Genomic DNA, 15,804 nt, shown 5'->3' with positions numbered 1-15,804 from the left:
GTAGATTTAATGGATAAGAATCGAGGGTGATAGAATGATTATTTACTTACATGGTTTTGATTCCACAAGTCCAGGAAACCACGAAAAAGTGCTTCAGTTGCAGTTCATTGATGAAGACGTCCGCTTTATTAACTACAGCACTTTGCATCCTAAGCATGATATGCAACACCTACTCAAAGAAGTTCATAAAGCGATTGAGCAGTCTGGGGATCGCGATGCAATTATTTGTGGTGTTGGATTAGGTGGCTACTGGTCTGAGCGAATAGGCTTTTTATGTGGTATCAAGCAGGTGATTTTCAATCCTAACCTGCACCCAGAAAAAACAATGCAGGGCCGCATTGACCGCCCTGAGGAGTACGAAGATATCGCCACCAAATGTGTTGAAGAATTTCGTACCAAGAATAAAGACCGTTGCCTCGTTATCCTGTCCAAAGAGGATGAAGTACACGATAATCGAAAAACGGCTGATGAGTTAGGTCGTTACTATCAAGTGATATGGGATGAAACGCAAAGCCACAAATTTAAGAAGATCTCCCAACACCTACAAACGATGAAAGCTTTTAAGTCTGCAAGTTAATCGTTTTCTTCAACTCAGATGACTAATAAGCGAAGTGTGTCTAGCACTTCGCTTTCTTACTTCCCATTCATTTCAACATCGCGACAAATTTAAGGGTAATTGGTGTAATCTTTTGTTGCGTGGCATATTTTGCTCTATATAATGAATCTATTATAAATTTTTTGATAAATATCAAAAAAAATTGAGAGCGAGTGTAGAGCTTGCCCACAGAATGTTAATTATCTGAGCAGATTGGCTTTGATCTCAGAAACATATTTTCCAATTAACGTGTCCAACATTACAAACGAAACCTCTAATTGCCTTGAAGTCGTAAGACTGAAACCTTTTTCAGCAGACCGGCATGAAATCACACAATTTTATCGAGACGAATCATCGGCTCGAAACCTATTTTTTATTTCTAGAGGATTGTTGCTGTGACTCGAATTATCGTAGTAGGTGGTGGTGCAGGCGGACTTGAGCTTGTTACTAAACTTGGCCGTACATTGGGTCGAAAAGGGCGAGCGAAAGTAACCCTTGTCGACCGGAAAGCAAGCCATTTATGGAAACCTCTTTTGCATGAGGTAGCTACAGGTTCATTAGACGAAGGGGTCGATGCTCTAAGCTATCGCGCACATGCAAAAAATCATCATTTTGATTTCCAAATGGGTAGCCTTGAGGATATCGATAGAGAGCGCAAAGTCATCAGGCTGGGAGAACTCAGAGATGAACATGAAGAGCTTTTAATGCCAGAACGTGAACTTGAGTATGACATTCTCGTCATGGCTCTTGGCTCTACTTCCAATGACTTTAATACTCCGGGTGTCCGTGAACATTGCATTTTCTTAGATAGCACTGAACAGGCACACAAGTTCAGAACTGAGATGAACAATGAGTTCCTCAAATTACACGCCAAGCATGGCCATGGCACTGTTGATATTGCAATTGTAGGTGCGGGTGCAACTGGCGTTGAATTGTCGGCAGAACTTCACAATGCCGTAAAAGAGCTTCGCACCTATGGCTTTGGTGATCTTGACTCCAGTAAGCTCAATGTCAACTTAATCGAAGCTGGTGAACGCATTCTTCCTGCTCTCCCACCACGAATTTCCAGTGCAGCGCATCATGAGCTGACCAAACTAGGTGTGAAGGTTCGTACTACGACCATGGTCACAGAAGTTGGTGATGATGGACTACTCACCAAAGATGGAGAAAAGATTCCTGCTCAAATTATGGTTTGGGCTGCTGGCATCAAAGCTCCGGACTTTGTCAAAGATATTGGTGGTCTTGAGACTAACCGTATTAATCAATTGGTGGTAAAAGATACGCTACAGACGACTCGTGATGACGATATTTTTGTTATCGGTGATTTGGCTCAGTGTACACAAGCAGATGGTTCTTTTGTTCCCCCACGAGCCCAAGCTGCGCATCAAATGGCAAGCTGCGCATTTTCTAACATCGTTGCGAAGTTGAATGGTCGAGATCTGAAAGCCTATGTCTATAAAGATAAAGGTTCTTTGGTGTCTTTGAGTCAGTTTTCGACCGTAGGGAGCTTGATGGGTAATCTAACCAAAGGTTCTATGATGGTGGAAGGTCGCATTGCCCGAGTCGTTTATATATCGCTTTATCGCTTACATCAAATGGCGTTACATGGCGTGTTCAAGACGGCTCTAATTATTTTGATGGGGCGGATCAACCGAGTCCTTCGTCCAAACCTCAAGCTACATTAATGCTGGAAACGACAAACAAAGAGCACTAATGAGTGCTCTTTTCGTATCCACTATCACAATATCCCACCGCTAAGCGTCTCGGGTTCAAGAGGAAGCTATCAGCGATTGTCTGGGAGGATTGAATAGACAAAACCTTGTCGAGGTTGACCGTTAAAGAGATAGCGGTTTGGAGCGCTGACTTCGTATTGAGCACCACACGATTCCGCTAACTTTTGACTCGGCTTATTCTCCGGATCGCACACCACCTCGATGCGAGTCACTTTTAGTTGAGAAAAGCAAAATTCAACTAATGAATCGAAGGCTTCTTTGGCATAGCCTTGTTTCTGATAAGCATCGCTTAGCCAGTAGCCGAGGCTTGCCATGTTGAAGGTATGGTAGAGTTCGTTAATGGCGACCATGCCAATCAGCGCATTATCACATCGGCGGTATACGCCAAATCCATAGGCTTCTGATTTCACCCAGTTGAGGCGCGTAGCTAGAATGAATCTCTCTGCTTCTTTGGTGGAAAATTGGGCATGGCACCAGTCTATCCAGCGGTGTAGGCTCGGAGAGCTTGTGACGCAATCAGCCAACTTGGTAGCATCTTCTTGTGGAATGAGCTTTAAGACAAGCCGAGGGGTAATGATGTGGTAGTCTGGGCTCATATCACTCCTTGGTAGTAAAACAGCCCTATCTAGGGCTGTTTGTTATTTGGTTTTATTCTGCTTACTGAGCGACTCGACGTACTTGAATGATCATACCGAGTAGTGGGTGATCTAGGAAATGGGTTTCAGTACTTCGCATGCGTCGTTTTTGATCCATCCGGTAACTCTTTAAGAATTCCTCGGTATGAAGAGTTGGAGTAACGTCTTCCATTAAGCCAGCCTGAACTGGCTCATCAGTGAGTGTGTTTTCGGTCATTGTTAAATCTACAGGCTTGGACTCGAAAGAGACTTCACGAACGCTCGGAGACTTCAAATCTAGTTTTAAGTCTGCATAAAGGTAGTGCTCGACGTAAACCTGAAGCTTACCATCTAACTCATAGAGTGGTTTAGCGATAGTTTCTTCTGTTACGCCATCAATAACTTCCGTACCTGCAGAGTATCTTTGTGAACCGTCAGCGTTAAACTGGCCGGAAAAATCGCGTCCAGATTGGATGTGAAATGTAGGGGCAACGTGACGGTTACCGTCTCCTTGACGCCAAGCGGTATGTAGTAAGACTTTGAAACCCGCATGATTTTTCAACTTCTGAACCTGAGAGTTCAGCTTATAAGACGAAGCTGGTAGAAGCTCTACTCCTTTTCGCGTGCGGTAGTTGGCATCATTTAAGTTACCCACCTTGTTCATGGAAATATCAGGGAGCGAGTTCGGCCAAGATTCAGCGGTTTGCTCAGGGTTAACCGCACGCTTAAAAATGATCACTTCTATATCAAATTGGCGCTGTGCCCATGACGGCATAGCAACAACAAGAAGTAGTAGCGGGATCAGCTTTTTCATTACAACTCCATAATCAGGTGAATACACCTTGGAAAATTAGTCAACCTGATTAAATCAGGCTTGTGGCAGTAAGTTCAGCTTGAACTCAGACAACATGTCACCGACAAATTGAATTCTCTTACGTCTGTCGACCAATGGTACCGTAAATTTGAACTTAGTTGGGCCTTCCATTGCGAATTTTTGTGGCTGAGATTGCAATAGTTTAACTAAATACGCTGGATTTATGTCAGCGTCAGGATAGAACTCGATGAATCCGCCTTTGTCATGCGCTTCGATTTTCTTGACTTTAATAGAGGCCGCTTCAAGTTTCATTTCTGATACTGAAAGTAAATTTTTAGTGGCATCCGGTAATAGCCCAAAGCGGTCTATTAACTCGATTTTGAGATCATCGAGTTCAGCTTTATCAGACACGCTGGCTATTTGCTTATACATCGAAAGGCGGGTGTTGATATCCGGTATGTAGTCATCGGGAAGCAGGGCAGGTAAACGCATTTCAACTTCCGTTTGCTCTCTGAGTAACTCATCCAGAGACGGTTCTTTGCCTTCTTTTAATGCTTCGACTGCTTGTTCAAGCATTTCCATGTACAAAGTAAAACCGACCGACTGTATCTGTCCGCTTTGCTCCTCACCAAGGAGTTCTCCGGCACCACGAATTTCAAGGTCGTGAGTGGCTAGGGTAAAGCCCGCACCGAGATCCTCGAGCGAAGCGATGGCATCAAGGCGTTTGATGGCGTCTTTCGTCATTGCTTTAGGGTGAGGCGTGAGTAGGTAAGCGTAAGCTTGATGGTGCGAACGCCCCACACGACCGCGAAGCTGGTGCAGTTGCGCAAGACCTAGGTTGTCAGCTCTGTCCATAATAATAGTGTTAGCGGTTGGGACATCGATGCCTGTTTCAATGATAGTTGTACACACCAGAAGATTAAATCGCTGGTGGTAGAAGTCATTCATAATTCGCTCAAGTTCGCGCTCTCGCATTTGGCCGTGGGCGACGGTGACTCGGGCTTCTGGGATCAGTTTCTCCAAGTCAGCGGCCACTTTTTCGATGGTTTCTACCTGATTATGTAGGAAATACACCTGACCGCCGCGCATGATTTCACGTAGCACGGCTTCTCTGACTACGGCATCGTCACTTTGGCGAACAAAGGTTTTTATTGCTAAGCGTCGAGCTGGAGGCGTGGCGATGATGGATAGATCACGCATGCCGCTCATTGCCATGTTCAAAGTCCGTGGAATTGGTGTTGCAGTAAGAGTCAGAATATCTACATCCGCGCGCATAGCCTTCATTTTTTCTTTCTGGCGTACGCCAAACCGGTGTTCTTCGTCGACAATTAACAGGCCTAGGTCTTTGAATTTGATGTCATTAGACAGCAGTTTGTGAGTGCCGACCACTAAGTCGATTTTGCCGTCTTCAATATCTTGTAAAACTTGCTTCTGTTCTTTGGCAGTTTTAAAACGTGACAGGACTTCAACGCGGATGGGTAAGTTGGCAAAACGATCTCTGAAGTTTTCGAAGTGTTGCTGGGCGAGTAACGTCGTTGGAACTAATACCGCTACTTGTTTGCCGTTATCTGTTGCAACGAAAGCAGCGCGCATGGCAACTTCTGTTTTACCGAAGCCGACATCACCACACACCAATCGATCCATGGCTTTAGCTTGACACATGTCAGACATCACAGCATTGATCGCCATGGATTGATCGTCGGTTTCTTCAAATGGGAAGCCTGCTTTGAACGTGGCGTATTGGTCTCTGTCTAGGGCAAACTTGTATCCCGGTTTGATCTCGCGCTTAGCGTATACATCCAAAAGCTCAGCCGCGACATCGCGTACTTTTTCCGCTGCTTTACGTCGCGCTTTTGCCCATGCCTCACCGCCTAACTTGTGTAGAGGAGCGGATTCTTCCGCACCACCAGAGTAGCGGCTGATTAAGTTCAGTGCAGATACAGGCACGTAAAGCTTGGCGTCATTTTGGTATTCAAGCGTAACGTATTCGGTTGTCATACCGCCGGCTTCAAGCGTTTGCAGGCCTATATAACGTCCAATGCCGTGGTCAATATGAACTACGGGCTGACCTTGTTTGAGCTCGGCGAGGTTACGAATAACCGCATCACTATTGGTTGTCTTTCGGTCCTTACGACGACGTTGAATGACTCGGTCGCCAAGTAAGTCGCTTTCGCATATCAAAGCAAGCTGATGCTCGCCAAATAAAAAACCATGTTCTGAAGCGCCGAGCACTAAGGCGAACTTATCTTTGCTCTCCATGGCAGCTGAAAAGCTATGATGCTCAACGGGACGAAGTTTTATTCGTTGTAAAAGTTCAAGAAGGGCCTCTCGACGGCCTTCTGACTCGACAGAAAAAATGATCTTACCAGTGAAACTTTCGCTGAACTGACGAAGTGCCGACATGGGTTCTTTGTTTTGGTGTTGAACCGCTAAGTCCGGTAGAGCCTGAATCGCTGGGTTAGTTCGACCTTGCTTTTCTACAACGGCATCACTTGAAAGCTGCACTTGTGGCAGAGATTTGAACTGGCTGAATAGCTCGTCTTTTTTCAGCCACAGCTCTTCAGGTGGCAATAAAGGTCGCAGAGGATCGATTTTACGTTGATCGTAGCGATAGTCGACATCCGCAAGAAAATGATCCACAGCATCTTCTAAGTTGCCGACCGTAATCAGTTGGCTATCATCTGCGATGTAATCAAACAGTGTTTCAGTTTGTTCAAAAAAGAGCGGCTGCCAGTATTCTATGCCTGCAGGCCAAGTCCCTTTCGAGACTTGTATATAGACGGATTCGGGTTCGCGCCTAGCTTCAAACCTTTGGCGCCAGCGAATACGGAAGTCCTCAATTGCGCTTTCAGTGGTTGGAAATTCATGGGCTGGCAATAGACGAATTTCCTGAACGTCTTCAATAGAGCGCTGATTTTCTGGATCGAAAGTGCGGATTGTATCGATCTCATCATCGAAAAAGTCGATTCTAAATGGGTCATTAGCTCCCATAGGGAAGAGGTCGAGAATAGAACCACGACTGGCATATTCTCCAGGCCCAAAGACCTGATCAACATGTCGGTAGCCAGATTTTTCTAACTGAATACGCAGCTTTTCAAGAGAGTAAAGGTCACCAACTTTGACCATCAGTGTGTGTTGCAACAAAAAGTCCCGAGGAGACTGCCTTTGCAACAAGGTACTCACCGGAACGATGGTTATACCACTGGTTTGAGTCGGTAATTGGTATAGACGCGCAATACGATCGGAAATGATTTCCTGATGTGGTGAAAAGTTATCGTATGGCAAGGTTTCCCAATCAGGGAACAGTGCGATCTCTTGGTCAGTAAACTGCTCAATTTCTTGCAACAGTTTCAATGCTGTTTGCGGATCGGCAACAGCCAATAATGTATGGCTGGAGTGTTGATTAGCAAGTTCAGCAATCGCAAGCGCCAAGCTGGCGCCCTGCAGGTTACCGACCTGTTTTTTATCTCCGGCGCCTGTCGGGCTAGCCAGATTGAAAAGCGATGTAATAGGCATAATAGAATTATTGTTTGTCGCGGTTTAGTGAACGTTGACGGAGTAATTTTTGTTGCTGATAGAGAGCGGCTTTGATCAGAAGGTCTTCATCCTGATCACGCAATAGGTCGTATTTTATCGTAATAATGTACTGGTCGTCTTGTGTTTGACAGCTTTCAACGTGGCCGTAGCAATAGATGGCTGCGGATGGGTGTTCCATGAACATTTTGACGCGAGCTTTGGTATTTAATTCAAGCCTGTGATTTGTGGTGTAGCTGAATTTACTGGCGCCAAAAGACAAGGTCTGATGCCTGTATTGCTCATCATCTTGCTGAGAAAGCATAAAGGTTAACAGTAAATTTAGCTTTGCATTTTGAGTATCCAATAACTCAATCACATGCCTGAAATCATTATTCTTTAGTTCGGCACGAGCGTTGTCGTTTAGAAGGTCAAGGTGGCTGAACTCACTGGCAACTAAAAACGGTGCAGGAATTTCACTTTCAAACTGATCATAACTCGGAAATGCTCCGTCTTGAGCCAATGGCTCCACATTAACGGTCATTTTGTGGTGAACAGTGAAGTATTCTTGATCAGACATGTGAAAATTCCTTTAAGTTATCCTTTGATTATCGCTATAAGAAGCAACTAATCAAGGTATGTCATTGTTTATCACACATTTTGACGTCTAATTGGCATTTAGGGGCTACAACCTCTAGCTATAAATCGTTACAGTATCGCTTATCAAACGTTATTGGTTTTATATATGTTCCATCCGGTTTCCACCTTTATTGGCTTACGCTACTTACGCGGCCGCTCAGGTGATAGGTTCAGCCGTTTTGTTTCCTACATGTCTACCGCAGGTATCACGATTGGTGTGATGGCTCTCGTGACGGTGCTTTCAGTGATGAACGGCTTTGAAGCGCAGCTTAAAGGGCGCATTCTAGGTGTCTTGCCTCAGGCGATTGTGTCTGAAGTGGATGGCAAAACGCCTTATACTGAACAAGCTCCTGATTTCGCCAAGCAGTTATCAACAGCAGCGCATCCTGAGCCCATTGTACAAAGCGAAGCTGTGGTTCAAAGCTCTGACAATCTTTCCGCAGGCCTACTGATTGGCATTAAACCTAGTGATCATGATCCTATTGAGTCGCATTTGGTTACTGGCCGGTTGTCATCTTTGCAAGCAGGCAAATATCAGGTCTTCATCGGGCATACTTTAGCGAGAGCAATAGATGTTTCGCTTGGTGACAAGGTTCGTTTAATGGTCACAAGTGCCAGCCAGTTTACGCCACTTGGTCGAATTCCAAGTCAACGCATATTTACCGTTGCGGGAATTTATAACACGGGGTCAGATGTCGATGGCCAGTTAATGTTGACCCATATTGATGATGCGGCACGATTGCTACGTTTCAAAAAAGACACGATTACGGGCTGGCGATTGTTTTTTGATGATCCTTTTGTGGTTGGCGAGCTCAGTAAGATGCCTCTTCCTGACAGTTGGCAATGGCAGGATTGGAGAGATCAACGAGGTGAACTGTTTCAGGCGGTCCGAATGGAAAAGAATATGATGGGCTTAATGCTAGGTTTAATCATTGGCGTCGCTGCCTTCAACATTATTTCGGCTCTGATTATGGTTGTAATGGAAAAGCAGTCAGAAGTGGCGATTTTAAAAACTCAAGGAATGACAGATAGACAAATTCTGGCGATTTTTATGGTCCAGGGTGCGAGCAGTGGTGTCATTGGCTCGCTCATGGGCGGGACTTTGGGTGTTCTACTCGCCAACAACCTTAATACGTTACTTGATGGTGCAGGGGTTGCTTTGTTTGCAGTAGGCGGCCAGTTGCCGATCGTTATTAACCCTATTCAAATAGCTATTGTGGTTGTTCTTGCTATTGCACTCAGTCTGCTGGCAACACTTTTTCCGTCTTTTCGTGCATCTTCCGTTAAACCAGCTGAGGCTTTGAGATATGAGTAACCTGCTTCAATGTCATAATATTTGTAAAACCTATCGCGAGGGTTCTCTGGATACTCAAGTACTTAAAGGGGTCAGTTTCGAACTGAAGAAAGGTGAGTTAGTCTCCATTATTGGCTCTTCAGGCTCAGGAAAAAGTACTTTGTTGCATATTTTAGGAGCGTTGGATGATACCACTCAGGGAGAAGTCACTTTTTTAGGGCAGAACTTGTCTCAGTTGAGTTCGAATAAACAAGCTAAGCTTCGCAACCAGCATCTTGGCTTTGTTTATCAGTTTCATCACCTGTTGGCGGACTTTAGTGCGTTGGAAAATGTTGCGATGCCACTGCTTATCGGTGGAACTAAAACAGCCAAGGCGAAAGAGGCGGCAAAAGCGCTGCTGGACAAAGTCGGTTTGAGTCATCGCATTGATCATCGTCCTTCAGAGCTTTCTGGTGGTGAACGGCAGCGTGTCGCTATTGCTCGAGCACTAGTCAATAATCCGGCCCTTGTTTTAGCAGATGAACCCACGGGTAACTTAGATCACAAAACAGCGCTCGCTATTTATGATCTGATGCGCGAATTGAATGAGCAATCCGGTACCGCTTTCTTGGTCGTGACTCATGATGGGGAGTTGGCTAGCAAGATGGATCGTCAATTACACATGCAAGATGGTTTGCTACTCAATGTGCAGGAGGCGTAATTTGTTCTCATCTCTTTCCCTGTTTATTGGTGGTCGCTTTAGCCGAGCAAAACAGCGCAACAAAATGGTGTCGTTTATTTCCTTGTCTTCCACGATTGGTATTGCGGTTGGTGTGGCAGTGATCATCATTGGTTTGTCGGCAATGAATGGGTTTGAGCGCGAGTTAAAAAATCGCGTGTTATCGGTGATCGCTCATGGTGAGTTTGAAGGAGTTCGCGGGCCGATAGAGGGATGGCTGTCTGTGGTTGAGCAAGCGGAGAAACACCCTAAAGTGGAAGCAGCAGCGCCCTACGTAAAGATCACAGCTTTGGCGGAAAAAGGTCAACAGCTTAAAGCGCTTGAAGTCAGAGGTATCGATCCCGAACAAGAGTCAGCGGTTTCTAATATGAGCCAATACATCGATGCTCAAGTGTGGAAGCAGTTTAGAGCTGGAGATAAGCAAGTCATTTTGGGTCAAGGGGTAGCAAAGCTATTAGGTGTTTCTCAAGGCGATTATATTACGCTTATGATCCCGACATCGGGTTCGACTACCAAGGTTCAGGCTCCTAAACGCGTTCGTGTCAGAGTGGTGGGATTACTTAAACTTAATGGGCAGATTGATCATAATTTAGCATTGGTTCCTCTGAAAGATGCTCAGCAGTACTCTAAGTTGGGTGAGGCCGTTACGGGGGTCTCTTTAAGAGTCTCTGATGTCTTGAATGCAACGCAAATTGTCCGAGAGGCAGGGAATACACTGAACGTCTATGTTTATTTGCGTAGCTGGCAACAGACGTACGGTTTTCTGTATCGTGACATCCAGCTTGTACGAACAATTATGTATGTAGTTATGGTACTCGTCATTGGCGTCGCAAGTTTTAATATTGTCTCTACACTAATGATGGCGGTGAAAGATCGCGCTTCAGAGATTGCAATATTACGAACCATGGGGGGAAGTGATGGTCTCATCAAGCGTATTTTTGTCTGGCAAGGAGTCTTCTCTGGAGTGCTCGGTAGTCTAGTTGGAAGTGTCTGTGGCGTTTTAGTGGCAGCGAATTTAACTGAACTGATCAAAGGTCTCGAGGAGGTAGTTGGACACCAATTCTTATCCGGTGATATCTATTTTGTTGATTTTCTTCCTTCTCAAATCAACTTATCAGATGTGGGATTGGTTTCAGGAACGGCAATCGTTTTAAGTCTACTCGCGACTTGGTACCCAGCATCGCGTGCCAGCAAACTCAACCCCGCCGCTGTATTAAGCGCAAAATAGAAGTGTGATAACGAAAAAAGGACCTAAGTGGTCCTTTTTCATTTTTAGTCGACATAACCGTTTCATGTTCTACTAAGTTTGGTCGAATTCTGATCAGATCAACTTCTACTTCTTAAGCAACCCGCCTAATCTAATCTTTCGTTGTTGCCAGCTACGCACAACAGAGTATCGCCACAGAGCTGTAATACCAAAGTAGCCAGCAATTGCAGAGGCGATACCGCAAATAATGCAGCCAAGTAGGAAAGGGGGGCCGATAGTGCTCATCTGATGCAAGATAAACTCCCACGATAACTCAAAGTGAAAAGCTTGGGGAGGAGTGTGCATCACCCAAGCGCCCACTTTGTATGCAAAATAAAACAGCACTGGCATGGTAATGGGGTTACTTACCCAAACTAAAGCCACGGATAAAGGAAGATTAACGCCACAAAGAATGGCCAAGCCAGCGGACATGATCATCTGGCTAGGGAGAGGAACGAAAGCCATAAATAGGCCAACAGCAAATGCCCCAGACGCAGAGCGGCGGTTTAGACACCATAGGTTTGGGTTGTACAGCACGTTGCCAAAAATTTTGAGTGCTTTCTGACGCTTTATTACTTCGTGGTCAGGCATAAAGCGTTTGATGAATTTTCTTGGCATAGGGAAATATGACTCTCTACTTTAATTACTGGACGCTTATTTCGTTCTCTTTCCTTATATCAACCGCTCAATTTTGGTGGTACATGCCATCATGGGAGTGGTTGTTTCCCTGTCTCTTGACCCTGATGCTCAGCATAAGCTCAAAATCGCTGAGGTGGTGTGCTGGTTTTGTATTCGCATGCTTGATACTCGTGGTACACAGTAACCTTTTACGTCACCAGCAAGCAATCCTTTTCCAAGCTGGTCAGGATATTACCATAAATGCGAAGGTTGACAGCTTTTTTAAGCAAATAAGTCACGGTTTTCAAGGGGAAGCTGTGGTGAGATCAATTAACGGTAAAGACTTACACATTTTATTGAGGCCTAGAATATGGCTTGCCTCACCTGACATGCTTACCCCAGGTGATGAGATCACCGCGAGAGTTAAGCTTAAGCCTATTGTCGGTTTACTCAATGAGGTTGGTTTCGATCGCGAAACGTATGCGTTACAAAAGCGTATTGTGGGTAAAGCCACTGTCAAAGTGAAAGCGCATTATTGGGTTCGTCAGTTAAGTACTATTCGTTATAGCTTGTATCAGCAAGTCGCGGACTCTATAGATCTCCTGCCAAGCCGTGGGATAATTTTGGCCCTGACGTTTGGTGTTCGTGATGCTCTGACCGCTGAGTTAAAAGAACACTTAAAAGCCAGTGGGCTCAGTCATCTCATCGCGATTTCGGGGTTACATATTGGCATTGTTTTTTATGTCGGTTGGTTGTTAGGAAAGTGGGTTTTAAGAGCTTTGCCTAAAGCAGTACATGCACCCTTTGTCATTGCGATTGCATTAGCAAGTGCATACGCATGGTTAGCTGGGTTTTCCATTCCCACTCAAAGAGCACTTTGGGCATGTTGCTTAATGGTGCTCTTGCAAGTCTCCTTTAAGCGTCTTCCTGCTAGCTACAAGTGGCTGATGATTCTATCTTGGTTGTTGATGCTTGACCCATTTTCATCGACGTCTTCTAGCCTCTGGCTATCCATGTGGGCCGTCGCGATTATTCTTATTTTTGTTTCATTACATCCACGCGCAAGTTGGATAAATGCGCTACGACTACAACTGGTATTAGTGGTTGGAATGACTCCGCTTGTTGCGGCTTCTTTTTATGGTCTTAGTTTAAGTAGCTTTTTATACAATTTAGTCTTTGTTCCTTGGTTCAGTTTCATTGTGGTCCCAATGATATTGTTGGCGTTGATGATGGAGTGCCTGTTGAACGCATCTTTTATGTGGGGATGGGTCGATGTAGTTTTAAAGCCAGTATTGTTTGTAATTCCCCTTGCTGAGAATGGTTGGGTGACTCTTAGCCAACACCAAATAGCTTTATTATTTCTGGGATTTTTCTTCTTGGTGCTGACTCACTGGCTAAGCCGTCTAGGCATGGCAGCTATAGTGATTTGCTTGTTTATCCATACTATCAACTGGAGGACTCCCCCAGTATGGCAAGTCTTTGTTTTAGATGTTGGTCACGGCTTAGCCATTGTAGTGAAGCAAGGTTCTCACGCCATTGTTTATGACACAGGTATGGCTTGGAGCGGAAGTAGTATCGCAGAGCAAGTGATCACTCCTTTTCTCCACTACCATGGAGTCGATGAGATTGATATGTTGATTATATCTCATTCGGATAAGGACCATTCAGGAGGAATGGAACATCTCATTCAATATTGGCAACCAAAAAAACTGATTGCAAGTCAGCAAATAACGGGTGCTCAAGCCTGCCTTAGAGAGAGTCATTTACAGTGGGGAAACCTAGAGTTGGAGTTTTTGTGGCCATCCAATGCGGTCAAGCGAGCATACAACCCGCATTCTTGCGTTGTACGACTTTTTCATCCTGAGTTCCAGCAATCCGTTTTGTTGTCTGGCGATGTGGATGCCATTGTTGAGTGGCTGCTGGTAAGAGAGGCTGAGTTACTTGACAGTGACATTCTCATTGCTCCTCATCATGGCAGCCGAACTTCATCAACTCCCCGTTTTATAGAATCAGTTAGTCCAGAATTAGCCATAGGCTCAACGGCCAAAGCAGGGAAGTGGTTATTGCCTCATCCAAGTGTTGTAAAAAGATACCAAAACTTAGGGGCTCAATGGCTCGACACTGGCAGTGCTGGACAAATTAGCATCAGCTTTTATCCACTAGAGTGGAAAGTGGAGGCAATCAGAGCAAGGAAAGGTCGGGCTTGGTATAGGCAGACGCTACGTAAGGGGGTAGAATAGCGCGAATATTGTAAGAAAAATAAGCAGTTCTATGTCTCTTAATCAAGATGAAACGACCTTGCAGACTTTTAAGCGTCTCTGGACCTATATTCGCCTGTACAAAGCGGGTCTCGCTGTCGCGGTCGTTGCTCTCATTATCAATGCGGTTGCGGATACTTACATGGTATCGCTACTAAAACCTCTACTGGATGAAGGTTTTGGAGATACCGAATCTAATTTTCTTCGCACGCTGCCTTTCATTGTTTTTGGCATGATGGTTCTTCGAGGACTGAGTGGATTTGTTTCTGCCTACTGTTTGAGTTGGGTATCAGGCAACGTCGTTATGTTAATGCGTCGGCGGATCTTTAGTCAGTTTATGCATATGCCAGTGTCTTATTTTGATAAAGAATCCACAGGTGGGTTGCTGTCTCGCATTACTTATGACTCAGAGCAGGTAGCAGGTGCCACCAGTCGAGCCCTAGTCAGTATTGTTCGTGAAGGTGCAAGTATTATCGGTTTACTGGTACTGATGTTTTGGAATAGCTGGCAACTGTCACTGGTACTTTTCATTGTCGCACCACTTGTCGCTTGGGCCATTGGTATTGTTTCAAAGCGGTTCCGTAAGATATCTAAGAGTATGCAAGACACTATGGGGCATGTGACTGCATCTGCGGAACAGATGTTAAAAGGGCATAAGGTCGTACTAAGTTATGGAGGCCAGGGGGTTGAACGAGAGCGCTTTGATACTGTGAGCAACCAAATGCGCCAGCAGTCGATGAAGCTGGTTGCTGCACAAGCCATTGCCAACCCTGTGATTCAGATCATTGCTTCTATCGCCTTGGTTGTGGTGCTTTTCTTAGCGAGTGTGGATTCGATTAAAGAACAGCTGACACCCGGTACCTTCACGGTCGTCTTTTCCGCTATGTTTGGACTATTACGTCCACTGAAAGCTCTCACCAATGTGACTTCAGAGTTTCAGCGAGGTATGGCGGCAAGCCAAACCTTGTTTGCCTTAATGGACTTGGAAACAGAGCAAGACAACGGTCAGTATGAGACTGACAAAGCTCGTGGCGAAGTGACTGTAAAAAATGTGACGTTTACTTATGAAGGGAAAGAAGCTCCAGCACTGCGAAATGTGAGCTTTAGTATACCTAAAGGCAAAACTGTCGCACTTGTTGGTCGTTCTGGTTCGGGTAAGAGTACCATTGCTAACCTCTTTACCCGTTTTTATGACGTTGATTCAGGCAGCATCGAATTAGACGGTCATGATATTCGTGATTACAAGCTGACCAACCTCCGTAGTCATTTTGCGCTGGTTTCGCAAAATGTGCATTTATTTAACGACACCATTGCCAATAACATCGCTTATGCTGCCACTGAGGATTACAGCCGTGAGCAGATTGAAGAAGCTGCTCGCTTAGCTTATGCGATGGACTTTATCGATAATATGGATGATGGGTTGGATACCATTATTGGTGAAAACGGGACAAGCCTTTCCGGCGGTCAGCGTCAGCGTATCGCCATTGCCCGCGCTTTATTGCGTGATGCACCAGTTTTGATTCTCGATGAAGCGACCTCTGCACTTGATACCGAGTCGGAAAAGGCTATTCAATCAGCATTAGATGAGCTTCAGAAGAACAAAACGGTACTTGTGATTGCGCATAGATTATCTACGATCGAAAAGGCTGATGAGATTCTGGTCGTTGACGAAGGTGAGATCGTTGAGCGTGGTGATCATGCCACCTTGATAGAGAAAGACGGCGCGTATGCGCAATTGCATCGAATTCAGTTTGGTGCTTAA

The 15,804-nt window shown here is 45.2% G+C and carries 12 protein-coding genes; 7 read left to right on the top strand and 5 right to left on the bottom strand.

The genetic code is table 11. From position 1 onward, the window contains the following. The first annotated feature begins 34 nt into the window (after window positions 1–34). Entirely contained in the window at window positions 35–577 is a 543-nt protein-coding gene (gene ycfP, locus L1D31_RS11540) for an alpha/beta hydrolase YcfP (RefSeq protein WP_239837272.1), read from the top strand. A 413-nt stretch (window positions 578–990) separates the two neighbouring features. After that, window positions 991–2,280: an NAD(P)/FAD-dependent oxidoreductase gene (locus tag L1D31_RS11535; RefSeq protein WP_239837271.1), complete on the top strand. Its 1,290-nt coding sequence runs from the start codon at window positions 991–993 to the stop codon at window positions 2,278–2,280. A gap of 98 nt (window positions 2,281–2,378) precedes the next feature. Here the strand turns inward: L1D31_RS11535 and L1D31_RS11530 are convergent, their stop codons facing one another. The 4 genes from L1D31_RS11530 to L1D31_RS11515 all read right to left on the bottom strand — a co-directional run bounded on the left by L1D31_RS11530 (window position 2,379) and on the right by L1D31_RS11515 (window position 7,849). Beyond that, the gene (locus tag L1D31_RS11530; protein ID WP_239837270.1) at window positions 2,379–2,924 is read right to left on the bottom strand and encodes a GNAT family protein; all 546 of its coding nucleotides are present in this window, start codon (window positions 2,922–2,924) and stop codon (window positions 2,379–2,381) included. A 61-nt stretch (window positions 2,925–2,985) separates the two neighbouring features. Next, window positions 2,986–3,756: a peptidoglycan binding protein CsiV gene (locus L1D31_RS11525; RefSeq protein ID WP_239837269.1), complete on the bottom strand. Its 771-nt coding sequence runs from the start codon at window positions 3,754–3,756 to the stop codon at window positions 2,986–2,988. A gap of 54 nt (window positions 3,757–3,810) precedes the next feature. After that, window positions 3,811–7,272, bottom strand: coding sequence for a transcription-repair coupling factor (gene mfd, locus L1D31_RS11520; RefSeq protein WP_239837268.1), 3,462 nt, complete (start codon window positions 7,270–7,272; stop codon window positions 3,811–3,813). A gap of 7 nt (window positions 7,273–7,279) precedes the next feature. After that, window positions 7,280–7,849 carry a PilZ domain-containing protein gene (locus tag L1D31_RS11515; protein ID WP_239837267.1) on the bottom strand — a complete coding sequence of 190 codons (570 nt, stop codon included), beginning with the start codon at window positions 7,847–7,849 and terminating at the stop codon, window positions 7,280–7,282. Window positions 7,850–8,014: 165 nt separating this feature from the next. Here L1D31_RS11515 and lolC point away from each other — a divergent pair, with 165 nt between their 5' ends. The 3 genes from lolC to lolE are packed head-to-tail and all read left to right on the top strand — an operon-like array spanning window position 8,015 to window position 11,148. Continuing rightward, window positions 8,015–9,223 (top strand): lipoprotein-releasing ABC transporter permease subunit LolC, encoded by a 1,209-nt coding sequence (gene lolC, locus L1D31_RS11510; protein ID WP_239837266.1) that lies wholly within the window; start codon window positions 8,015–8,017, stop codon window positions 9,221–9,223. After that, a complete protein-coding gene (lolD, locus tag L1D31_RS11505) occupies window positions 9,216–9,902 on the top strand; it encodes a lipoprotein-releasing ABC transporter ATP-binding protein LolD (protein WP_239837265.1) in 687 nt (228 codons plus the stop codon). Before lolC ends, lolD begins: the two co-directional genes overlap by 8 nt. A 1-nt stretch (window position 9,903) precedes the next feature. Next, a complete protein-coding gene (lolE, locus tag L1D31_RS11500; protein ID WP_239837264.1) occupies window positions 9,904–11,148 on the top strand; it encodes a lipoprotein-releasing ABC transporter permease subunit LolE in 1,245 nt (414 codons plus the stop codon). A 105-nt stretch (window positions 11,149–11,253) separates the two neighbouring features. Here the strand turns inward: lolE and L1D31_RS11495 are convergent, their stop codons facing one another. Then, on the bottom strand, window positions 11,254–11,784 hold the full coding sequence (locus L1D31_RS11495) for a DUF2062 domain-containing protein (RefSeq protein WP_239837263.1): 531 nt from the start codon (window positions 11,782–11,784) through the stop codon (window positions 11,254–11,256). A gap of 8 nt (window positions 11,785–11,792) precedes the next feature. Here L1D31_RS11495 and L1D31_RS11490 point away from each other — a divergent pair, with 8 nt between their 5' ends. Beyond that, window positions 11,793–14,024 (top strand): DNA internalization-related competence protein ComEC/Rec2, encoded by a 2,232-nt coding sequence (locus L1D31_RS11490; protein WP_239837262.1) that lies wholly within the window; start codon window positions 11,793–11,795, stop codon window positions 14,022–14,024. 31 nt (window positions 14,025–14,055) lie between these two features. Further along, window positions 14,056–15,804, top strand: coding sequence for a lipid A ABC transporter ATP-binding protein/permease MsbA (gene msbA, locus L1D31_RS11485; RefSeq protein ID WP_239837261.1), 1,749 nt, complete (start codon window positions 14,056–14,058; stop codon window positions 15,802–15,804).

Source organism: Vibrio sp. Isolate23, assembly GCF_022398095.1.
GTDB classification, from domain to species: domain Bacteria; phylum Pseudomonadota; class Gammaproteobacteria; order Enterobacterales; family Vibrionaceae; genus Vibrio; species Vibrio coralliilyticus_A.
This window is presented reverse-complemented; position numbering and strand designations above follow the sequence as displayed.